We start from the raw sequence: 22057 nt of genomic DNA, 5'->3' as shown, positions 1-22057 counted from the left end.
TTTTGCCTAACCATCAAAATTTATAACTAACTTCAAAAAAGACTTGGTAATCTCTATCGTTACTGGCCTCATGACTTGAAAAAGGCTTCGCAACATAAAACCGACCATCAAGGCCATTAATATCCGTAAAATACATACCGACCCCAACACCCGATAATGATTTTTTCTCTTCTTCATTATCCAGAGGATCGTTAAGCCGTCCTACAGCATGATCAACAAATACTGAGAAATTGATCATATCTTTCCAGCGCTTGCCATTATATGTTTCGTTATCACCTATAAATGGAAAGCCAACATTCCATTCCAAAGATGTAAAGTAGCCTTTATCCACAAGAAATTCAGATGCGGGGTAAGCGCGAACACTATTAGGTCCGCCCATGCTAAACTGCTCTAAAGAAACTAATGAATCATCTGAATATTGGCCTTTAAAATTAAAGGTCAATGTTTGGTCCTCATTCAATGCTTGTACACGCGCTAATTCAATATTCCACTTTGAAAACTTACCACCGACATAATCACCGTTACTTCTTCTTCGGCTTGAATGCTCTCCATCACTTGATAATGTTTTTTCATCCATAGCACCTAATAAGTTATCAAATCCCTGAGAATAACTTATTGAACCTAAATTGATACCGCCATACTTTTTATCAACATGATCAAAGCTCAATTGTGCTGTTAATACAGTCAGTTTATCAGTACCTAAGGTAAAATCTGTTTTTGTTTTTGTTTCTGACTCTTTGAGAGCTAATCCTAAACGTCCATAAATATTTAGGTTTCTACTGCGTTTAAATACATGACGCCAGTACACTTCATGTTGTGTACTGTAGCCTTCCAATCCTAGCGCTTGTAATTCACTGCCTACATCAAATTTATTTTTTGAGCTGCTTATTCCTACATAATTACGCGGGTTAAACGCCTGCAACTCATATTTAAAAGACCAATACAATGAGTTACTGGGCCTATCTGTTTGTAATAACTGGAGACTTAACGTATCAACTAAGCCAGCTAGGTTATAAAAATTTAATTCAGTCAAATAACGGTCTTTTCCAGTATACTTCGAACCAGAGGAATCAAACAATAAACGTCCACTATACCACTTTTCCTCTAGTGTCATTGCTTTTAAATCTGCAGTGCCCACTTGCTGCCCAGTAGTAAACATACCTCCAACCGTTAACCCTGGATAATCATTTAATAATAAAAGTGCCTCCTCAATTTCTTCAGAAGAAACAGGCTTATTTAATAGTTGATCGAAAGGTTTTAAAATCTGCTCATCACTATAATGTGTATTATCATTAGCAAAAACTTTCCCTAACTTTCCTTCAAGTACATTAAATGTCACAGCATTATTTTTTACTTCCTGAGCAGGAATATATACTTGAGCAAGTACCAGTCCATGAGAGCGATAATATAATGTCAGCTTATCTGCAATAAGTTGCAATTGGCCAATAGTCAACTGTGCCATTTCTCGGTTACTTTGATAATTGGAAATTTCTTCAGTAGCTATTTTTATTAATTCATTAACAAAAATATCATTTTCGTCATGATCATTAAAACCAACAAGATTGATATTTTTTACAACTATTTTTGGTCCACTATCAACATCTAGAGGTCTTTCTATTGCAGGTGGAATTGGAAAAATTTCTTCTTGAATAGCAGGTATAGAAAACCCTTGATTCAATTCAGGCTCTGCGCCGCCAGGGGTAATTGCTGATGGTATCTCTTGAGATACTACAACAAAGGAGGTTAAACCAACGAAAATAGAAAATATACGTGAAATAGTGCTTGTCTTCATACGTTTCCCTGTTTGGCTTACAACCATTAAGCCAGGCGTTTTGCTGAAAATATTTACTTGCGCCTATTATTTGAACAGGGATCATACGGATTTAGAGCGTGTTGACAAAATTGTCACTTTTATAACTTACTACGACTAGAATTCACACTTTCGTGACAAAAACGCCACTCATTCTGTGACAGCAATCTCATTACAATAGTGTTTTTCATTGATATGCGGAAATTTTGACGAATTTGAGCAAAGTTCATTATTTACATTAATATAAACTGATCAGCAAAATAACCTATACTTATGAACTATTGTTCTTTTTATGAATTAAGTCACTTTGTATTTTTACGTATATGACAGTTAAATTAAACTATTTATTTCCTTTAGAAATAATAATTTTTTATTGAATTATGATTAGAAATTTGCACCATTTTATGGTTAAAGGAAAAGTAAAGAATATAAACAGCACATTGCATTCAAACTTAAGATTAAACCAATAACGACAAGGACAGCTCAATACAATGAGTTATATACCAGCTCTATTACAACCGATGTTTGTAAAGCGCCTTATATCCGGATAGTTGCCGCCATTTGTGCTTTTAAAGCCTGAATGCCCGAGTATGATGTCCCTCAACCCGTTTTTTTTTTTAACTATACGTTATTGATTACTAACTTTGTTTCTCAGGACACACTCATATGAAAGGTCTTCTTAAAAGTGATTAACTGTACTCCCTAGATCAAAGCGGATCACAGTAACTTGCAAATCAGCAAAACCATTCATGATCCAGATCAGAGTAAGCAAAATAGTTGACAGTATCAGTCTAACTTGTTGATTTCCAATTTCTTCTGTCAGATACATAAAGCCTGCATTATAATCAGTAACGACATTTATATACATTCAATATTGAGTCGAACATACTTTAATATTCATTACATAAGAGTATGGATTTACAATGTTAATCGTTCCAGCAGAACAAAAATTAGACTGGTCTAAACCACCAATCTTAACACTCTTACTCATCATTATTAACTGTATTATTTATTGGGGCTACCAAGGTAATGACGAGCAAAAAATTGACCATGCCGTCACCTACTATATAAACAGTGGCTTATATGAAAAAGAAAAGCCGCTCTATTACCAGTACATAGATAAAGAATATGAGCTATACAATGAAATTTATCGTCTTGATAAAGCGGGTTACAATAGATTCGTAGCTAATCAAATACTAATCAGTGTTGGTTTTGACCAGTTTCTTAAAGAAAAAATTAAAGACGATGAAGATAAAGAACAGTGGCTCCAATCGAGAAAAGTAGCTACAGATCAGCGGGATGAAGTTAGCTCTATCCGATTCGGGATTATCCCCGCGAAGCCTACAGCTAGTGGCTACTTCGGATCCATGTTTTTACATGGCAGTGGGGATCACTTGCTGGGAAACATGATTTTTCTCTTTATCTTTGGTTTTTCATTGGAAATTGCCATTGGCAGAATTATCTTTACTGTTCTGTATTTAATCACAGGCTTAGCGGCAAATGCTCTTTTCGTCGTCCTCGAACCACAAAGCTTTATACCTGGAATTGGTGCATCAGGTGCTATTGCTGGCTTAATGGGAATGTATTTAGCACTTTATGGACTACGAAAAATAAAATTCTTTTATTGGATAGGTTTCTATTTCAATTACTTTCGCGCACCAGCCATTGCCATTTTCCCAATTTGGTTAGGGAAAGAACTTTATGGTGCATTTTTTACTTTTGACCATATTAATTACTGGGCACATATTGGCGGTTTAATCAGCGGCTTTGGCTTGCTTTACCTGACTAAAAACTGGCTAGTTAAAGTAGATGTTGATTACATAGAAAAAAACGACCCTAATGAGCCTATTATACGAGCCATTAATCAGGCTGATAACTATATATCAAACTTTAACTTAGATGCTGCACAGCGGGTATGTCTGAACGCTATGAATGAATACCCTGAAAATCACCAGCTTCTTGAAAAATATTATGCAATTACTAGTCATAATCCTGCAGACAAAAACTTTCATCAAGCAGCATTAAAAATATTTCAATTGGCTAAAAACCCTCAACATGTGGGCTTCGTTCATAAAATTTTCAAAAAATACTCTCAACAAAATAATGCTTCATCACTTAACTCACCTAAAGTACTTGCTTTTCTCACAGAACATTTTTCAAAACATGGTTATCGGACTGATGCGGAGATACTACTAAAACGCTTGTTAAAACTCGATGCCAAATATACAAGCTTACCCACCCTTCTATTTTTGGTAGCCAAGGCTTGTGCAAAAGATAAAGATCAAGCGAGTTACCAGCGCTACCTCAGTTATCTAGTACATCACTACCCAGACTCACAACAGGCTAAACTGTTGAAAAAACACTAATACCAGTATGCAATTCAGTTGTCTTACTATTATCCTCAGCTTCGCTGAGGATAATCTTATTCAACCCAGCTAGTTTATGATTTCTTCATACCCTGTATTACATTTTGATAATCTTTTACTTCCTTTGTCACCATCGCATTGGGGTACTTTTGAATAATAAAGTTTAATAGCTTCATTGCTTGTTCGTCTTGATGTAACCCCTCAGAAAATGCTTTTGCCATAACGAAGTAAGCATCAGGAATACCACGATATTGTGGAAAAAGCTTATGGAGATTTTTCAGTAAAAAGATAGCTTCTTTATAGCGATGGCTATTTGCAAGAGCAGCCCCTAAACGATGACACATTTCAGCAACCTTGAATGTCAGCGCCACTTTTTTTTCTTTACATGTCATATAAACCTGAGCAGCTTCACGGTCCATATTTTGCTCAAGTAATAAATTAATAAAATGAAGGCTATGCCGTGTCAGTAACTCATTTTGACCAAATGTTTTTAAGTAGTGATGATACCGCCTATTCAACTCAAGACTTTTCTGGTATTTGTTAACTGCATTGCGAATAACTTCTCCAGCCTGCTCACGCCTACCTTCCTTCATAAAAATTTCTGATTCACAGAGCGCTAGTTTCGTTTCATAGTCAACTTCATTGAGTGCTTTTGTTTCATCTTGCTCACTGACAAAACCAAAGGCTACTTGATATTGATATATACAATACCCCAAAATTGCAACTGAAACACAATGAAAATAAGCGCTAAAAAAAGCATCTATTGGAATGACAAAAAACTCATTAACAAATTTCAGCATTATTTCTGTCGCAATATTTGGCCCCATTGTAAGAATGTATAAAAATACAAAGAGAAGTAAATAAGGCCAACCCATTCCCCTAATAATTTCAATAATACGGCTGGGGTTCATAGCCTCCCCAAGCGAGTGCTCTCGCGCTAGTATCATAATACTGGCAGGAATAAAGAGATAAAGCAGAGCAGAAACAATAATACCTATGACAATAGAGGTTTTAAACGCGGCTACCCCACAAATTACTGCGATAACAATTAACGCTATTTGTTTAAAAAGTAAAGATACGCCTTCTAATGAAAAAGCTATTGCAGCTGGTGGAGCTTCCTTTTCACCTTCAGCAATATAATTAATTACCGTAAAAAAATAGTTAATCTGAATTCCTCCCACAACAATCATCGCTGCGATGTATAAAATAAGTCCTCCAAGAGAAGTAACGTCACCAAAAACAAAATAAACACCTGTCTGGATTAAAGTAATAATTCCTAAAAAAGCTAACGCATTACTCTGAAAAGGATATACAAAAAAATCATGAGTTTTCTTCCAGAAAGGCTCTGCTGAATAAGTCCCACCTAGATAAGTGAGAGGTTCAGTACACAATGAACACTTTATCTTTCGTGTTGAATCTACGGGGATGGGCACACAACAGTCACCATAAAAATGGTTACACTTTTTACACTGCCATGTGGCGGGCTGGTCTTGATGGTATTTACACGTTCCCATAATCGTATCTAGCAAATCCGGCTACTGTAAGCTATACCCAAAATCAAAGGGTATAAAAGTCACTTTTTCCTTTCCAACAAGTAGCTAAGGCTACTTTCTCCATCAAAAAGGTTTGTCTTCCCAATAATAGACTAAGCCAAACAAGGTTCTTCTCTTTACCATAGTCATAAAATCAGTACCCTGTTTTCAAATCAACATTATCACGATGTTCAAATCTGTAAAAAAAAAAGGGCCTAACGGCCCTTCTTAACATATCCTGTCCACTGACTGTTAGTCCTGAGCAATATCTTTCATACTCAGCTTGATGCGGCCACGATTATCAATATCCGTTACGACAACCTTAACTTGTTGGCCTTCCTGCAAAACGTCAGAGACTTTTTGAATTCGTTTCGTTGAAATCTGAGATATATGAACCAAACCTTCTTTACCAGGAAGGATATTCACAAATGCTCCAAAGTCAACAATACGTTGTACTTTACCGTCATAAACCCGGCCAATCTCAGCTTCTGCAGTAATTTCTTCAATACGCTGAACAGCTAAAGCAGCAGAAGCTTTATCATCTGCATACACTTTAACATTGCCATTGTCATCAATATCGATGGCAGCACCTGTTTCGTCGCAAATAGCGCGAACGGTTGTTCCACCTTTACCAATAACATCACGGATTTTATCTGGATCAATCTTCAGCATTTGCATGGTAGGAGCATTATCCGCTAGCTCAGGACGAGATGCAGCTAAGACTTTGCCCATTTCACCTAGAATATGCAAACGAGCTTCACGCGCTTGCTCCAAGGCAATTTCCATGATTTCTTCAGTGATGCCCTGAATTTTGATATCCATTTGTAGGGCAGTAACCCCCTCATTGGTACCAGCTACTTTAAAATCCATATCACCTAAGTGGTCTTCATCACCCAGAATGTCCGTCAAAACGGCAAATTTTTCACCTTCTTTAACCAAGCCCATTGCGATACCAGCAACAGGAGCTCTTAGTGGTACTCCAGCATCCATCAATGCTAAAGAAGCACCACAAACAGAAGCCATGGAGCTTGAGCCATTAGATTCAGTAATTTCTGAAACCACCCTCATGCTGTAAGGGAATGAGTCTTCTTGTGGTAGTACAGCCTGAACACCACGCTTCGCCAGACGACCATGGCCAATTTCTCTACGGCCAGTCGCACCTATACGACCACACTCACCTACTGAATATGGAGGGAAGTTATAGTGCAACATAAAGGATTCACGCTGCTCACCTTCAAGCTGATCAACTAGCTGTGCATCACGTGCTGTACCTAAAGTCGATACCACAAGCGCTTGTGTTTCACCACGAGTAAATAAGGCTGATCCATGCGCTGCAGGTAAAACACCTACTTCGACATGAATAGGTCTTACTGTTTTTGTATCTCGGCCATCAATACGTGGGTTACCATCCACAACATTCTGCCGAACAATACTTTTTTCAAGCTTACTGAACAGACTGCTTACTTCTGCTGTACTGGGCTGCCCTTCCTCATTGGCTAATTCATTGACTGCCTGTTCACGGATTTGACCAAGCCGAGTATAGCGCTCCATTTTGTCTGAAATTTGGTAAGCTGCACGTATATCTGATGCAAATGCATTCTCAACCGTCGTCATCAATGCTTCATTGATAGCAGGCGCTTCCCACTCCCAACGAGGCTTGCCAGCTTCAGCTGCAAATTCTGTAATAGCATCAACAACAACTTGGTACTCTTGATGCGCAAATAATACAGCACCTAACATTTCATCTTCTGTCAACTCATCGGCTTCAGACTCAACCATAAGTACGGCATTTTTAGTACCTGCAACCACCATATCTAATTCAGACTGTTCTAAGTCTGCATAGCTAGGGTTGAGAACATAACCACGCTCATCAATAAAACCAACTCGAGCAGCCCCTATCGGACCATCAAAAGGAATACCAGAAATAGCCAAAGCCGCTGAAGTACCAATCAATGCAGCAATATCTGGATCATGCTTTTTATCAGTAGAAACTACTGTACAGAGGATTTGAACTTCATTCATGAAGCCCTTGGGAAATAATGGGCGAATTGGGCGGTCAATTAAACGAGATGTGAGTGTTTCTTTTTCTGATGGACGTCCCTCACGCTTGTAAAAGCCTCCAGGTATACGACCAGCAGCGTATGTTTTTTCTTGATAATGAACTGATAAAGGGAAAAAATCAGCGCCTTCCACTGCTTGTTTAGCACCTACTGCAGCAACTAAAACAGTTACGCCACCCATAGTTACTAATACCGCACCTGTAGCCTGCCGTGCAACGCGCCCGGTCTCCAGTGTTACGGTCTGATCACCGAACTGAAAAGTCTTTCTTACCGGATTCACAATGTTATCCTTCTTTCAAATCTTTCAATAATCTTGCCTGAAAATATTCATCTTGCACTGATTTTATGCTAGCAGCACCAACTCTACAGAGTTAGTCCATACCTTACAGTGTCTATATATTCAAGGAGGCGCTGGACTGGCGGCAACTGAATGCGAGAGATAACAGGCCTATTGGTATATTTTTTATACAAATAAAAACACCGCTAAACACTGGTAGGAAGACCTACCACTGATCTTAGCGGTGTACCGATTACCAGCATTAAGACATTTATGAAGTCTAGCTGGCGAACCTTCATCGCTAACCTAATTAGCGACGTAAGCCTAAACGAGAAATCAGGTTACTGTAGCGACCTACATCCTTACGCTTCAGATAGTCCAGCAGCTTACGACGCTGATTAACCATTCTAATTAAACCACGACGAGAGTGGTGATCATGAATATGAGATTTAAAGTGTCCTTGCAAACTTTCAATGTTAGCAGACAACAATGCTACTTGAACCTCTGGTGAACCAGTATCACCTTCAACAGTTTGGAAGCTTTTAATGATCTCAGCTTTTTTTTCAGCACTCAGTGCCATAATTAATTCTCCTAAATAATATGCACTTATTGATGTAGTCAAAGCAGCTTGAAGCAACCAGACTAAGCAAACTGAAGGTATGACCGTGCATATTTACAGCCATCCTCGCAATCCAAGCAGTGATTAAGTGCTAACACTGCTTAGCAAGCTTGCACATTCTACCCGTAATTACGAGTAAATTCTAACCAATCGTCGTGGAGCAACACGACCATCATCTAAAATCTCACCTATCCCCAGAAAAACAGGCTGATCACCTTCTTGGTAAAGCCTTACAAAACCAGCCGTTGGTGCTCGAGGAACCAACACGGGTTGTCCCTGGATTAGATAATAAGCCGTCGTTTCACCAAGAATAACTTGAGGTAATAGTTTAAGGGCCATATCTGTAGGCTGGAGCAACTTGTCCAAAGCCTCATGCCCACCTTGCTGGCATACCTCGTCTAACTGCTCGATAGTATAGGCATTATCTAAGGTAAAAGGACCAGCAGATGTACGACGCAGAGAAGTAACATAGGCACCACAGCCTAATGCTTCACCAATATCTTCTACAAGTGTACGAATATAAGTCCCTTTACTGCAGGCCACCTGTATCTCAGCAGTCTCTTGGCAAAATGATGTTAAAGACAATTCACGAATCACTATATTTCTAGCTTTTCGCTCAACCTCAATTCCCTCTCTTGCCAACTTATAAAGTGGCTGACCATCAACTTTAATCGCTGAATACATTGAAGGAACTTGAGATATTTCACCTGTAAACTGCTCTAGCGTTGTCAGCAGTTCTTGTTCAGAAAAGGTAACTGGACGCTGCTCAATGACTTCTCCTTCAGCATCCCCTGTCGCTGTGCGAATACCAAACCGAACACCTGCTTGATAACCTTTATCTGCATCAAGCAGATATTGAGAAAATTTTGTTGCCTCACCAAAGCAAATAGGTAAAACCCCTGTTGCTAATGGATCAAGGCTACCTGTATGGCCTGCTTTTGCAGCACCAAACATGCTTTTAATTTCCTGCAATACTTTATTTGAGGTAACACCCTGGCGTTTATCGAGCACCAGAATACCATGCACAGGGCGACCACGCTGACGACGACGTCTTGCCACGTTTTACTCTTCCTCAACATCTTTATCGTGGTGATTACGATCTTTACTGACAGCGTCATCAATCAACTTTGATAGATATTGGCCACGCTGAATACTTTCATCGAAAAAAAAGCGCAGTTGAGGTGTTGTTCTAACAGTTAATCTTTTTGCTAGCATTGACCTTAAAAAGCCAGCTGCTTTATTTAATACAGCAACTTGCTCGTCATTACTGACCTGATCTTCTTTCCCCAAAAAAGTGACATAAATATTCGCATAAGCTAAGTCTCGACTTACCTCGACACTACTTACTGTCACCATTCCTAATCGCGGATCTTTGATTTCTAACTGAATTAGCACTGCTAATTCTTTTTGAATCTGATCCGCTATACGTTGTGTTCGACTAAATTCTTTAGCCATGTATTCTCACATTCAATTTAATTTATCAGTCAAACTTACAAGCTACGCTCGACCTGAATTGACTTATAAACCTCAATCTTGTCGCCTACACGTACGTCATTGTAGTTTTTCACACCAATACCACATTCCATGTTGCTTCGTACTTCATTGACGTCATCTTTGAAACGGCGCAGAGACTCAAGTTCACCTTCGTAAATAACCACGTTATCGCGAAGCACACGAATACGCTCATTACGGTAAACCATGCCCTCAACCACCATACAACCGGCAATAAGACCAAATTTAGGTGATTTGAAGACGTCACGAACTTCAGCCACGCCCACAATTTCTTCTCTAAATTCAGCTTTCAACATACCACTGAGTGCTTTCTTAACATCATCAATGATGTCGTAAATCACACTGTAGTAGCGTAAATCGAGGCCTTCGGTTTCAACAATCTTTCTTGCTGTAGCATCAGCACGCACATTAAAGCCAAAAATGACTGCACTGGAAGCTAATGCAAGGTTTGCGTCAGTCTCAGTGATACCACCAACACCACCTGAAACCACTTTTACTTGAACTTCTTCATTACCAAGATCATTCAAAGCTTGTGTTAACGCTTCTAGAGAACCACGAACATCCGCTTTTAAAACAATGTTGAGTGTTTTCTTCTCATCTTGTTTCATGTTCTCGAAAACATTCTCAAGCTTAGCAGCTTGTTGACGTGCCAGTTTCACTTCACGGTATTTGCCTTGACGGAATAGTGCAATTTCGCGTGCTTTCTTCTCATCCTGAACTGCAAAAACCTCATCACCCGCATCAGGTGTTCCATCCAACCCAAGGATCTCCACTGGAATTGATGGACCAGCTTCTTTAATAGGTTTTCCATTTTCGTCCAGCATTGCACGGACACGGCCATAGAATTGGCCAACAAGCACATTATCACCTTGAGAAAGCGTACCATTTTGTACTAAGACTGTAGCCACAGCACCACGACGCTTGTCCAAAGAAGACTCAATCACAATACCGCGAGCGGGAGATACAGGAACAGCTTTTAACTCAAGCAGTTCAGCCTGTAACAACAATGCTTCTAGTAGTTCATCAATACCTTCACCACTATGTGCTGAAACATTAACAAACTGGGTATCTCCACCCCATTCTTCTGGAATAACATCGCGCTGAGCCAACTCATTTTTAACTCGGTCAGGATCAGCTTCAGGTTTATCTATCTTATTAACCGCTACAACAATAGGTACTTCTGCAGCCTTAGCATGTTGAATAGCTTCCTCAGTCTGAGGCATTACACCATCATCCGCAGCCACCACCAAAATAACGATGTCAGTTACCTTGGCACCACGTGCACGCATCGCTGTAAATGCTGCGTGACCTGGTGTATCCAGAAAGCTGATCATACCGCGGTCAGTATTTACATGATAAGCACCGATATGCTGAGTGATTCCACCCGCTTCACCTGCCTGAACTTTTGCTTTTCGGATATAGTCAAGTAGTGACGTTTTACCATGGTCTACGTGACCCATAACAGTCACTACAGGTGCACGAGAAACTTGATCACCTTCAACGATATTAAGCTCTGCAGCCAAACTATCTTCAAGCGCATCAGCTTTTATCAGTTTGACTTTATGCCCCATTTCTTCAACCAGAATTGCGGCTGTTTCCTGATCGATGACTTGGTTAATTGTCACCATTGTGCCTAGCTTAAACATGGCTTTAATAACTTCAGCTGCTTTCACAGACATCTTCTGAGCTAATTCAGCCAGTGTAATCGTTTCAGGAATACTCACTTCCCGAATAATGGGTTTTGTTGGTTTTTCAAAGCCATGCAATTGTGTTTTTTGAGGAGCAGATCTCCCACGTCGCGTATTTTTTCCACCACGCCCAGGCTTTGCATCACCTTTATCTACTGAGCGACGCTTCTTACGACGGTCATCGCCATCATCGTCACGGTCAAAACGACTCTTTTCACGGGCTTTGCGTTTAGGTGAGCTTTTATCCTTATCGGCTGGCTTTTCTTTTTGAGACTGCTCAGCTTCTAACTGCTTACGTGCTTCAGCCTCGATACGTGCCCGCTCTTCCTGGTCTTTAACTCGTTTTGCATCTTCCTTAGCTTCCTTACGACGCTTCTCTAACACACGTGCTTTTTCTTCAGCTTGACGTTTCTTCTCAGCTTTTTCAGCTTCCGCTTCGTTGCGTTTAACGTAAGTACGTTTTTTACGTACTTCAACATTAACCGTCTTACTCTTCCCTTGACCGCCACTCACCTTAAGCTGGCTAACGGTTTTACGCTTAAGCGTTATACGACCTGGATCTGCTGCAGAGCCACCATGACTTTGCTTTAAATAAGCCAACAGAACTTGTTTTTCTGAGTCAGAAACAGCCTGGTTGGCCTTTGTTTGCGGTAAGCCCGCATCTTTCATTTGCTGCAGTAATCGTTCAACAGGCGCACCAACCACTTGGGCGAGTTGTTCTACTGTTACATCTGCCATCAACAAATCTCCTCTCTCCGTGGTTACCCTTGCTGCCCATCTTCGAACCATGGTGCTCGCGCAGTCATGATGAGTTGTCCAGCACGTTCTTCATCAATGCCTTCAATATCAAGCAAGTCGTCAATTGACTGCTCTGCTAGGTCCTCCATGGTTATGATGCCTTTACTGGCAAACAAAAATGCCAGGTGCTTATCCATCCCCTCCATGGTCAGCAGATCATCTGCTGGCTGGGCTTCTTCCAACTGCTCTTCTGAAGCAATCGCAAGTGTTAACAGATTGTCTTTGGCTCGCTGACGCAACTCATTTACCAAGCCTTCATCAAAGCCTTCAATTTCCAGCATTTCTTCCAGAGGTACATAGGCTATTTCTTCAAGGGAAGTAAAGCCTTCATCAACTAACAACTGTGCAAGGTCCTCATCAACTTCAAGCTGCTCACGGAAGCGATTTACAATGTCATCCACTTCACGCGCTTGCTTGGCTAGCGCATCTTCTTCAGTCATCACATTGAGTGTCCAGCCAGTTAGCTCACTGGCTAGCCTGACATTTTGACCATTACGACCGATTGCTTGCGCAAGGTTATCCTCTGCAACCGCAATATCCATAGTATCGGCATCTTCATCCACGACAATTGAAGCTACTTCAGCAGGGGACATTGCATTAATAACTAACTGGGCAGGATTATCATCCCAGAGGACAATATCAATTCGCTCATTTCCCAGCTCTCCAGATACGGCTTGTACACGAGATCCACGCATCCCTACACAAGCCCCGACAGGATCAATTCGACCATCATTGGTTTTTACTGCAATCTTGGCTCTTGAACCTGGATCTCGAGCAGCGCCTTTAACTTCAATAACTTCTTCAGCTATTTCTGGCACTTCAATCTTAAATAGCTCGATCAACATTTGCGGGCAGGCTCGGCTAAGTACTAGCTGAGGACCACGTCCATCTTTACGAATATCCAAAAGGAGTGCTCTTACCCGCGTTCCAACCCGAAAAGATTCTCGTGGAATCATTTGGTCTCTAGGTAATACTGCTTCTGCATTATTTCCAAGATCAACAATAATATTATCGCGCGTTACTTTTTTAACTGTACCGCTAACAAGTTCGCCTAACTTTTCTTTATATGCTTCAACTACCTGAGCGCGTTCTGCTTCACGAACTTTTTGAACAATAACTTGTTTTGCTGTTTGAGCGGCAATACGACCAAACTCAACAGACTCTATTTGCTCTTCCCAATAATCCCCAATCTGCAGGTTAGGGTCTTTTTCATCGACTTCTTCAATGACTATATGTCCAGCAGGATTTTCATAATCTTCATCAGCAACAACTTTCCAACGCCGAAAAGTATCGTAATTTCCTGTTCTACGATCAATGGCTACACGAACATCGATATCTTCTTCATATCTTTTTTTAGTTGCAGTTGCCAAAGCAATTTCAATTGCTTCAAAGATAACATCGGGCGGCACACCCTTTTCATTTGATACTGAGTCAACGACTAGTAAAATTTCTTTGCTCATGCTACGCCTCGCCTGTTACTTAACCTGCCCAAAAGCCCAGAGAGCCCTTAAAACTGAGGTATTATGTTAGCTTTCTCGATAAGATCGATAGCGAACAAATATTCATGGTCTTCAACCTGAACCACGACTTCGTCATTTTCCACGCCAGTGATAACGCCTTTGAATTTTCTTCGGCCTTCATAAGGTGAGCGTAACTTCAACTGGACTTGATGCCCTTTAAACGCTTCATAATGCGCCAAAGTAAATAATGGGCGATCCATACCTGGTGAAGATACCTCTAGTGTATATTCGCCAGAAATTGGATCTTCTACATCTAAAATACTGCTAATTTGCCGGCTAACTTTTTCGCAATCGTCTAGATTAATTCCCTCTGGAGAATCAATAAAAACTTGCAGCTTTGAGTGCTTCCCTTGAGAAAAAAGCTCAATACCCCACACAACAAAGCCTAATGCCTCTACGGTGGGCACAATCAATTGTTCAAGTGTCTGGTGTTTACTTGCCACAAGTCACTGGCCTCAACCCAAATAATTTTTTTACAAACAAAAAGTGGGCATAGCGCCCACTCCTGAAATCAATAGTAGCTTGAATATCACATTTACAGTGAAGGCTACTCCTTGTCACAAACATTCACTGAAAAAATTCAGCTAATAAAAAACCCCTTATTTAAGGGGTTTTTCTTAATCTAGTGGTAGCGGGGGCTGGATTTGAACCAACGACCTTCGGGTTATGAGCCCGACGAGCTACCAGACTGCTCCACCCCGCATCAAAAAGGCGCTTAGATTATATTCAGCATTATCTACACGGTCAACTTAATAAACAAATGGTGCCGAAGGCCGGACTTGAACCGGCACGGCTTACGCCACTACCCCCTCAAGATAGCGTGTCTACCAATTTCACCACTTCGGCTTTACATTGTTTTATCAAATACCTACTGATCTGTACTTTCTTGATCAGCAGATGAATTTTGATTTTCAGTCTTTACTTCTTCACTCTCTACATCTGCGCTACTTTCAACAGACGTAGCTTGTTGTATATCTTCAGAAGCTTCACTATTAAGTTGTATATCAGCTTGATCATCAACAGTTGTATTTTCTTCCACAACTGATTGACTAGCTTGCTTTACATTAGCTTCTGAAGCGGGTGCAGATTTTGCTTCATTTTGCCCCACTTCGTCAACCCCTGGTGCATCATTAGCAGAATCTTCAGCATCATTAACAACAGGTGCATCACCAGTAGACTGCTCAACTTTCTCAATTTGAGGTACTGCAGACTCAGATACTACACTTGAGCTATGCTTACCAAGCATTGCGAGAGTAAAACTTGTAACAAAGAATGCTGTAGCCAAAACAGTGGTCAATTTAGTAAGGAAATTACCACTACCCTGACTACCGAATACTGTTTGTGAAGCACCACCTCCAAATGAGGCTCCAGCTTCAGCACCTTTACCTTGCTGTAATAGCACTAGCCCGATGAGGGCTAGCGCTGCAAGTACATGAATAATCAGTATGATCGTATCCATTCAGTCATCAACCTGCTGCACGACAAATCGCTACAAACTGATCAACCAGTAATGAAGCACCACCTACTAATCCACCATCGATATCAGGATTTGCAAATAAGGCTTCTGCATTATCAGCTTTAACACTCCCACCATAGAGTATCTGAATATTCTCAGCTAATTCAGCTGATATTGCTGCAAGTTGATCACGAATAAACTTATGTACTTCTTGCGCCTGATCAGGTGTTGCAGTTCTACCAGTGCCTATTGCCCAAACAGGCTCATAAGCAATAACAAAACCATCAACCTGTCCTGCAGATAAAGCAGCTAATATAGCGCCTAATTGTCGACCAACAACTGTCAGTGTTTCCCCAGCTTCACGTTCTGCCAGATTTTCTCCAACACAAACAATAGGCGTTAATCCCGCCTGTTGGGCTGCAACAAATTTATCTGCAACATCTTTATCTACTTCACCGAACAGTGTTCTGCGCTCTGAGTGACCAATAATGGCAAACTTACACTCCAAGTCCTTAGCCATAGGAGCACTAATTTCTCCAGTATATGCACCTTTTTCTACTGCAGAAATATTCTGAACACCCCAACCCATTGCACTCGCCTTTAGTTTTTCAGCTACTTGTGCAACATAAATGCTGGGAGGGCAAACGGCCACATCAGCTGTTCCTAACTCAGTGTTCAGCAAACCTTCAAGTAATGCTGCATTTTCAGCAGAATTACCGTGCATTTTCCAGTTTCCTACCACCAAGGGCTTACGCATAAAAACCTCGCCTAGTCACTTGAGGCCGGCCATGTTAGCGTAGTAGCCAGTAATATACAACCTACCGACCTACTAACTAATTTGACGCAGCCTGTTGTACAACCCCAGCCAACTCATTGGCTAACTGAGAAACCAATTGTTCATTTTCACCTTCAACCATGACACGTATTACAGGTTCTGTTCCTGAAGGACGTAATAATACACGACCTTTGTCAGCTAAACGATTTTCTGCATGCGCTACGGCCTGTTGAACAGCTGCATTATTAGAAATATTCAGCTGCTGTTTCATTTTGACATTGATCATGATTTGTGGATATTTTTGAACGCCTTGCCTTAATTCGTACAAATTCTGCTCAGCACAAAACATGGCTTTCAATACTTGTAAAGCTGAAACAATGCCATCACCTGTCGTGGTTACATGGCGACAAATAATATGCCCGGAAGACTCTCCACCAAGACACCAATTATTTGAAATAAGTTGCTCATTCACATAGCGATCACCAACTTTTGCTCTAATAAAGGGAATTGAAGCAGACTCAAGTGCTTTTTCTACCCCTAAGTTGGTCATCAGAGTCCCTACAACACCACCTTGCAACGCCTTATGCTGCTGCTGATGTCGTGCAATAATATAAAGTAGCTCATCCCCATCAACTACACAGCCTTTGTGGTCTACCATTAGCACACGGTCACCATCACCATCAAAGGCAATACCGAGATCCGCTTGCTGGTCCATTACAGCTTGTTGCAAAGAGCCTAGAGAAGTTGAGCCCACATTTTTGTTAATATTCATGCCATTGGGAGATACACCAATAGCAATCACCTCAGCACCTAACTCCCTAAATACAGCAGGTCCAACATGGTAGGTTGCGCCATTGGCAGCATCAACAACAATTTTTAGCCCCTTTAAACTAACACTACCATTAACGGTACTTTTACAGTATTCAATATAGCGACCTGCCGCATCATTAATACGGGTTACTTTGCCAATCGCATCAGACCCAACAACAGTCATATCTTGATCTAACATTTGCTCAATCTGAAGCTCAATGTCATCATCAAGTTTTAGTCCTTTTCCAGAAAAGAACTTAATACCATTGTCCTGGTAGGGATTATGTGATGCACTAATTACAATTCCAGCTTGCGCTCGAAAAGTTCTGGTAAGATAAGCTACAGCAGGTGTAGGCATAGGACCCAGCAAATCAACATTGACACCTGCAGCAGAAAGACCCGCTTCTAAGGCAGACTCAAACATATATCCCGAAATTCGGGTGTCTTTGCCAATTATTATTTTGCTTTGCTGTTTCCCCGCAAAGACTCGACCTGCAGCCCACCCAAGCTTAAGCATAAAATCGGGTGTAATTGGAAACTCACCTACTGTTCCACGTATACCATCAGTACCAAAGAACTTTTTTTCCATACTTAAATTGTCTCCAACAAACGCCCTTATTAACCCCAAAGCCAGACTGTTAATCCTGTATAGCATTTAGCATACGAATCACGTCAACAGTCTCTGCTACATCATGGACTCGCACAATATGAGCCCCATGAAGTACTGACCAAGCAGCTAAGGCGAGACTACCAAATAGCCTCTCTGATACTGGCTTACCAAGCACATCACCAATCATGCGCTTTCGTGATAAACCAACAAGTAAGGGCAATTCAAGCTGCTGCAACTTACTCAAATGTTTAAGTAACAGCAAATTATGATCTAGCGTTTTACTGAAACCAAAACCAGGGTCTATCAGTAAACGCTGTTTCTTAATGCCATGTTCAATACATATATCTACTCGTTGCTGTAGATAAGCGATTACCTCATCAACAACATCGTCATATCTGGCAAACTGCTGCATAGTAGCAGGCTCACCAAGCATGTGCATTAGACAAATAGGAATAGTTAGATCTGCAGCAACTGTTAACGCACTGTCTCTATTTAATGCCCTAACATCATTAATCAGCCCTGCACCTAACTGTGCAGCCTCACGCATCACTTCAGGTGTACTCGTATCGACTGAAACAACAATATCAAAACGCTGTTTCAACGCAGACAAAACAGGTAACACTCTATCAAGCTCAGCTTGCACAGTTACAGAATCCGCACCAGGACGAGTGGATTCACCACCTATATCAATAATTGAAGCACCAGCATCAATCATTCTTTCTGCATGCTGAAGCGCCTTATCCAAACGGCAATACTGACCACCATCCGAAAATGAATCAGGAGTTACATTCAAAATACCCATCACCTGTGGTGTAGATAAGTCTAATACTTTATCACCACAGTCCAGCATCAAAGTAGATGTTGTCATAACCGAAGAGTAAGAAACTTAATTAAGGCAGGTTAAAAAGTGCAAGGTGAGCTTAATGCTCACCTGCAGGTCCTCCAATAGAGGGTTTTTTAGATGCTTCTTTTGAATCAGAAGTGCTACTTTCTTTACTAACACTGACATCTTCAACTTTTGCGCCCCCATTTGTCCCATCTTCAGGCCAATCTGCGGGTGGCTTAGGCTTCTTACCAGCCATAATATCGCTCAACTGGTCAGCATCTATTGTTTCATACTCCATTAATGCATCTTTCATCAATTCCAGCTTATCTCTGTTTTCCTCAATAAGCCTTTTTGCCGTTATATAGCAGTTATCAATGATATGCTTAACTTCTTCATCAATGAGTTTTGCTGTTTCAGGACTTACATTTAAATGGTGAGCCCCCTGAGACTTTCCTAAGAAAACTTCACCATCTTCTTCGCCATAAAGTAAGGGACCAGCCTTTTCAGACAATCCCCACTTGGTAACCATATTTCTGGCCATTTGAGTAGCCTGCTGAATATCATTTTGGGCTCCCGTTGACACGCCATCAGCCCCATAAATTAATTCTTCAGCAATACGACCACCATAAGCAGAGGCAATTCGTCCTAGTAAATAACGCTTACTATAAGAGACTTTATCTTCCTCTGGTAAGTACATTGTGACACCAAGTGCACGACCTCGAGGAATAATAGTTACCTTATAAACAGGGTCATGCTCTGGCATTTTTAAGCCAACAATCGCGTGACCTGCTTCATGATAAGCCGTCATTTCCTTATCTTTTTCACTCATCACCATGGATTTACGTTCAGCACCCATCATGATTTTATCTTTTGCTTTATCAAACTCGTCCATACCCACAACACGACGATTACCACGAGCAGCAAATAAAGCAGCCTCATTAACGAGATTGGCCAAGTCAGCACCAGAAAAACCTGGCGTGCCACGAGCAATAACAGCAGGTTTCACATCTTCTGAAATGGGTACTTTACGCATGTGTACTTTAAGAATTTGCTCACGACCACGTACATCAGGCAGAGGAACAACAACCTGTCGATCAAATCGGCCTGGACGCAATAATGCGGGATCAAGTACATCTGGACGGTTAGTAGCCGCTATAACAATGACCCCCTCATTCCCCTCAAAACCATCCATCTCTACCAACAATTGGTTTAAGGTTTGCTCACGTTCATCATGACCACCACCTAAGCCTGCACCACGATGACGGCCTACTGCATCAATCTCATCAATAAAAATAATACAAGGGGATTGCTTTTTAGCCTGGTCAAACATATCACGAACCCGAGAAGCACCAACCCCCACAAACATCTCTACAAAATCAGAACCAGAGATAGTAAAAAAGGGTACTCGTGCCTCACCAGCAATCGCTTTAGCAAGCAAAGTTTTACCCGTACCAGGTGAACCCACCATAAGTACACCACGTGGGATACGCCCGCCTAAGCGCTGAAACTTACCTGGGTCGCGGAGAAACTCTACAAGCTCTTGAACATCGTCTTTTGCTTCTTCTACACCTGCAACATCTGCAAAAGTTGTTTTAATTTGGTCTTCGCTGAGCAGTCTGGCTTTACTCTTACCAAAGCTCATGGGACCACCACGGCCACTTCCACCTCCTTGCATTTGACGCATAAAAAACATGAAAACAGCAATAATGACAAGAATGGGGAAACTTGCTACCAGCAACTGAGTCCAGATGCTTTGCTTTTCGATAGGCTTAACTACGACCTCAACTTGGTTGCGCAACAAATCATCCATTAGTTTGTCGTCGCGAACCGCCAGAGGAAGGTTAGTTTCAAATGTTTGATTATCAGTAAAGCGCCCATTGACTTTAGAGCCATCAATTTCAACTTTACTCACCTGTTTGTTTTCAATGTACGTGACAAAATCGGAATAACTAATTTCTTTGGTTGAAGACTGCATGTTGCCAAAGTTTTTAAACACTGTGAGCAACACCAAAGCTATTATTAGCCACAACACCAGATTTTTTGCCATGTCATTCAAAGGGCTATCCTCTATAGAGTGAACAAAGTTGACAGTCACTCAGTCTGCCTGACCAGATTTCTAACTGGTAACCATACCAGCTTCATCACGATTTATTGGAGAAGCGTTCAAGGAATAATCCATACGATACTACAGATTATCTATTTGCAACAGTTTCTCATTTAAAGCTCATCGTAAGATTGATTACCCACTCGTCTCTATCTCAACGCTTTAGACCACGGGCAAGCAGATAAACTTCACGGGACCTGGACCTTGATGATGATGGTTTTCGAGTTTGCACCTGCTTAAAATGCTGACGCAATACTTTAAGATAAGCATCAAAGCCTTCCCCTTGAAACACTTTCGTTAAAAAGCTCCCTCCTGGTTTAAGCACCTGCTGTGCCAAATCAACAGCCAGTTCTGCCAAATACATTGCTTTAGGCTGATCAACAGCAAGTACCCCACTCATATTGGGGGCCATATCAGAAATTACAAGGTCTATTGGTGTATCACCGATAACAGCAAGAATTTCTTGTAGAACTTCATCTTCAGTAAAGTCACCTTGGATAAAATCAACACCAGCAATGGGGTCCATTGGCAAAATATCTGACGCTACAACTTTCCCTTGATCTCCAACCAGACTAACAGCAACTTGAGACCACCCTCCAGGCGCAGCACCTAAATCAACTACCGTCATTCCTGGCCGCAAAATTTTATCTTTTTGCTGGATTTCCAGTAATTTATAACTCGCTCTGGAACGATAACCGTCCTGCTGAGATTTTTTTACATACTGGTCAGAAAAATGTTCCTGCAGCCAGCGATGACTACTTTTCGACTTACCCATACCGTACAACTCTGTAATCTGGCTTACTAAAGCAAGCATTCATTGTTAGAAAAATAGCCTGTAAAATAGTTACCAAGCGTACTCATAGGCTAAAATTATTCCAACTCGGGTATTGTTATCCGTGAGTATTTTATGTTTTCACAGTGGATTTATAAATAATGTCGTTGTCTGCCAGTCAGAAAAAGCAATTTCGTGCCATTGGGCACAACCTTAAACCTATTGTAACTGTAGCTGGAAAAGGCGTTTCCAGTAGCATTGTTGAAGAAACCCTAAGAGCACTCAATGATCACGAACTCATAAAAGTGAAATTTCAAGTGGGTGATCGCGAGGTTAAACAGCAGTTAATTCAAGCACTGTGTAATGAATGCCAAGCCGAACTGGTCCAAACAATTGGTAATATTGCTTTGATTTATCGTCCAGCAGAAGAACCCAACCTGCAACTCTCAAATTTACACAGGCATTAACCGCTGTAACTTCCTTCTGACCGAATATAACAAACCCCTCGCTCCCAATAGAACG

Annotated in this window: 17 protein-coding genes and 2 tRNA genes; 2 read left to right on the top strand and 17 right to left on the bottom strand. The window is 41.0% G+C overall.

The window, feature by feature from the left end:
- Window positions 1-13: 13 nt before the first annotated feature.
- Entirely contained in the window at window positions 14-1792 is a 1779-nt protein-coding gene (locus tag ACQ96U_RS16305) for a ShlB/FhaC/HecB family hemolysin secretion/activation protein (RefSeq protein WP_431722317.1), read from the bottom strand.
- 941 nt (window positions 1793-2733) lie between these two features.
- Between ACQ96U_RS16305 and ACQ96U_RS16300 the strand changes: the two genes are divergently transcribed.
- Window positions 2734-4176: a rhomboid family intramembrane serine protease gene (locus tag ACQ96U_RS16300; protein ID WP_431722316.1), complete on the top strand. Its 1443-nt coding sequence runs from the start codon at window positions 2734-2736 to the stop codon at window positions 4174-4176.
- A 74-nt stretch (window positions 4177-4250) separates the two neighbouring features.
- On the opposite strand, the gene ACQ96U_RS16295 is transcribed toward ACQ96U_RS16300, so the two are convergent.
- The 16 genes from ACQ96U_RS16295 to rlmE form a co-directional block, all read right to left on the bottom strand.
- On the bottom strand, window positions 4251-5690 hold the full coding sequence (locus tag ACQ96U_RS16295; protein WP_431722315.1) for a hypothetical protein: 1440 nt from the start codon (window positions 5688-5690) through the stop codon (window positions 4251-4253).
- Window positions 5691-5960: 270 nt separating this feature from the next.
- Window positions 5961-8048, bottom strand: coding sequence for a polyribonucleotide nucleotidyltransferase (gene pnp, locus ACQ96U_RS16290; protein ID WP_431722314.1), 2088 nt, complete (start codon window positions 8046-8048; stop codon window positions 5961-5963).
- 307 nt (window positions 8049-8355) lie between these two features.
- The gene (gene rpsO, locus ACQ96U_RS16285) at window positions 8356-8625 is read right to left on the bottom strand and encodes a 30S ribosomal protein S15 (protein WP_431722313.1); all 270 of its coding nucleotides are present in this window, start codon (window positions 8623-8625) and stop codon (window positions 8356-8358) included.
- Window positions 8626-8793: 168 nt separating this feature from the next.
- A complete protein-coding gene (gene truB / locus ACQ96U_RS16280; protein WP_431722312.1) occupies window positions 8794-9723 on the bottom strand; it encodes a tRNA pseudouridine(55) synthase TruB in 930 nt (309 codons plus the stop codon).
- A gap of 3 nt (window positions 9724-9726) precedes the next feature.
- Complete coding sequence (rbfA, locus tag ACQ96U_RS16275) at window positions 9727-10119, bottom strand: 30S ribosome-binding factor RbfA (protein ID WP_431722311.1); 393 nt, start codon at window positions 10117-10119, stop codon at window positions 9727-9729.
- 35 nt (window positions 10120-10154) lie between these two features.
- A complete protein-coding gene (gene infB, locus ACQ96U_RS16270) occupies window positions 10155-12602 on the bottom strand; it encodes a translation initiation factor IF-2 (RefSeq protein WP_431722310.1) in 2448 nt (815 codons plus the stop codon).
- Window positions 12603-12625: 23 nt separating this feature from the next.
- On the bottom strand, window positions 12626-14122 hold the full coding sequence (gene nusA, locus ACQ96U_RS16265) for a transcription termination factor NusA (protein ID WP_431722309.1): 1497 nt from the start codon (window positions 14120-14122) through the stop codon (window positions 12626-12628).
- A gap of 47 nt (window positions 14123-14169) precedes the next feature.
- Window positions 14170-14625 carry a ribosome maturation factor RimP gene (rimP, locus tag ACQ96U_RS16260; protein ID WP_431722308.1) on the bottom strand — a complete coding sequence of 152 codons (456 nt, stop codon included), beginning with the start codon at window positions 14623-14625 and terminating at the stop codon, window positions 14170-14172.
- Between the two features lie 183 nt (window positions 14626-14808).
- Window positions 14809-14885: transfer RNA gene (locus ACQ96U_RS16255), tRNA-Met, on the bottom strand.
- 58 nt (window positions 14886-14943) lie between these two features.
- Window positions 14944-15028, bottom strand: a tRNA-Leu gene (locus tag ACQ96U_RS16250).
- Window positions 15029-15050: 22 nt separating this feature from the next.
- Window positions 15051-15641 carry a preprotein translocase subunit SecG gene (gene secG, locus ACQ96U_RS16245; protein WP_431722307.1) on the bottom strand — a complete coding sequence of 197 codons (591 nt, stop codon included), beginning with the start codon at window positions 15639-15641 and terminating at the stop codon, window positions 15051-15053.
- A 7-nt stretch (window positions 15642-15648) separates the two neighbouring features.
- Entirely contained in the window at window positions 15649-16395 is a 747-nt protein-coding gene (tpiA, locus tag ACQ96U_RS16240) for a triose-phosphate isomerase (protein WP_431722306.1), read from the bottom strand.
- 76 nt (window positions 16396-16471) lie between these two features.
- A complete protein-coding gene (glmM, locus tag ACQ96U_RS16235; protein ID WP_431722305.1) occupies window positions 16472-17812 on the bottom strand; it encodes a phosphoglucosamine mutase in 1341 nt (446 codons plus the stop codon).
- Window positions 17813-17861: 49 nt separating this feature from the next.
- Window positions 17862-18701, bottom strand: a complete 840-nt coding sequence (gene folP, locus ACQ96U_RS16230) for a dihydropteroate synthase (RefSeq protein WP_431722304.1) — start codon at window positions 18699-18701, stop codon at window positions 17862-17864.
- Between the two features lie 52 nt (window positions 18702-18753).
- A complete protein-coding gene (gene ftsH / locus ACQ96U_RS16225) occupies window positions 18754-20706 on the bottom strand; it encodes an ATP-dependent zinc metalloprotease FtsH (RefSeq protein WP_431722385.1) in 1953 nt (650 codons plus the stop codon).
- A gap of 211 nt (window positions 20707-20917) precedes the next feature.
- Window positions 20918-21538, bottom strand: a complete 621-nt coding sequence (gene rlmE / locus ACQ96U_RS16220; RefSeq protein ID WP_431722303.1) for a 23S rRNA (uridine(2552)-2'-O)-methyltransferase RlmE — start codon at window positions 21536-21538, stop codon at window positions 20918-20920.
- Window positions 21539-21696: 158 nt separating this feature from the next.
- Here rlmE and yhbY point away from each other — a divergent pair, with 158 nt between their 5' ends.
- Complete coding sequence (yhbY, locus tag ACQ96U_RS16215) at window positions 21697-22002, top strand: ribosome assembly RNA-binding protein YhbY (protein ID WP_027707248.1); 306 nt, start codon at window positions 21697-21699, stop codon at window positions 22000-22002.
- The last annotated feature ends 55 nt before the right edge of the window (window positions 22003-22057 follow it).

This window comes from Zooshikella sp. RANM57 (assembly GCF_050749885.1).
Classification (GTDB): Bacteria; Pseudomonadota; Gammaproteobacteria; order Pseudomonadales; family Zooshikellaceae; genus Zooshikella.
This window is presented reverse-complemented; position numbering and strand designations above follow the sequence as displayed.

What these genes read in the sequence shown, in the direction of transcription:
- ACQ96U_RS16305 (WP_431722317.1), bottom strand. Translation starts at nt 1,792, where the DNA reads ATGAAGACAAGCACTATTTCACGTATATTTTCTATTTTCGTTGGTTTA.
- ACQ96U_RS16300 (WP_431722316.1), top strand. Translation starts at nt 2,734, where the DNA reads ATGTTAATCGTTCCAGCAGAACAAAAATTAGACTGGTCTAAACCACCA.
- ACQ96U_RS16295 (WP_431722315.1), bottom strand. Translation starts at nt 5,690, where the DNA reads ATGGGAACGTGTAAATACCATCAAGACCAGCCCGCCACATGGCAGTGT.
- rpsO (WP_431722313.1), bottom strand. Translation starts at nt 8,625, where the DNA reads ATGGCACTGAGTGCTGAAAAAAAAGCTGAGATCATTAAAAGCTTCCAA.
- rbfA (WP_431722311.1), bottom strand. Translation starts at nt 10,119, where the DNA reads ATGGCTAAAGAATTTAGTCGAACACAACGTATAGCGGATCAGATTCAA.
- infB (WP_431722310.1), bottom strand. Translation starts at nt 12,602, where the DNA reads ATGGCAGATGTAACAGTAGAACAACTCGCCCAAGTGGTTGGTGCGCCT.
- nusA (WP_431722309.1), bottom strand. Translation starts at nt 14,122, where the DNA reads ATGAGCAAAGAAATTTTACTAGTCGTTGACTCAGTATCAAATGAAAAG.
- secG (WP_431722307.1), bottom strand. Translation starts at nt 15,641, where the DNA reads ATGGATACGATCATACTGATTATTCATGTACTTGCAGCGCTAGCCCTC.
- tpiA (WP_431722306.1), bottom strand. Translation starts at nt 16,395, where the DNA reads ATGCGTAAGCCCTTGGTGGTAGGAAACTGGAAAATGCACGGTAATTCT.
- glmM (WP_431722305.1), bottom strand. Translation starts at nt 17,812, where the DNA reads ATGGAAAAAAAGTTCTTTGGTACTGATGGTATACGTGGAACAGTAGGT.
- folP (WP_431722304.1), bottom strand. Translation starts at nt 18,701, where the DNA reads ATGACAACATCTACTTTGATGCTGGACTGTGGTGATAAAGTATTAGAC.
- ftsH (WP_431722385.1), bottom strand. Translation starts at nt 20,706, where the DNA reads ATGGCAAAAAATCTGGTGTTGTGGCTAATAATAGCTTTGGTGTTGCTC.
- rlmE (WP_431722303.1), bottom strand. Translation starts at nt 21,538, where the DNA reads ATGGGTAAGTCGAAAAGTAGTCATCGCTGGCTGCAGGAACATTTTTCT.
- yhbY (WP_027707248.1), top strand. Translation starts at nt 21,697, where the DNA reads ATGTCGTTGTCTGCCAGTCAGAAAAAGCAATTTCGTGCCATTGGGCAC.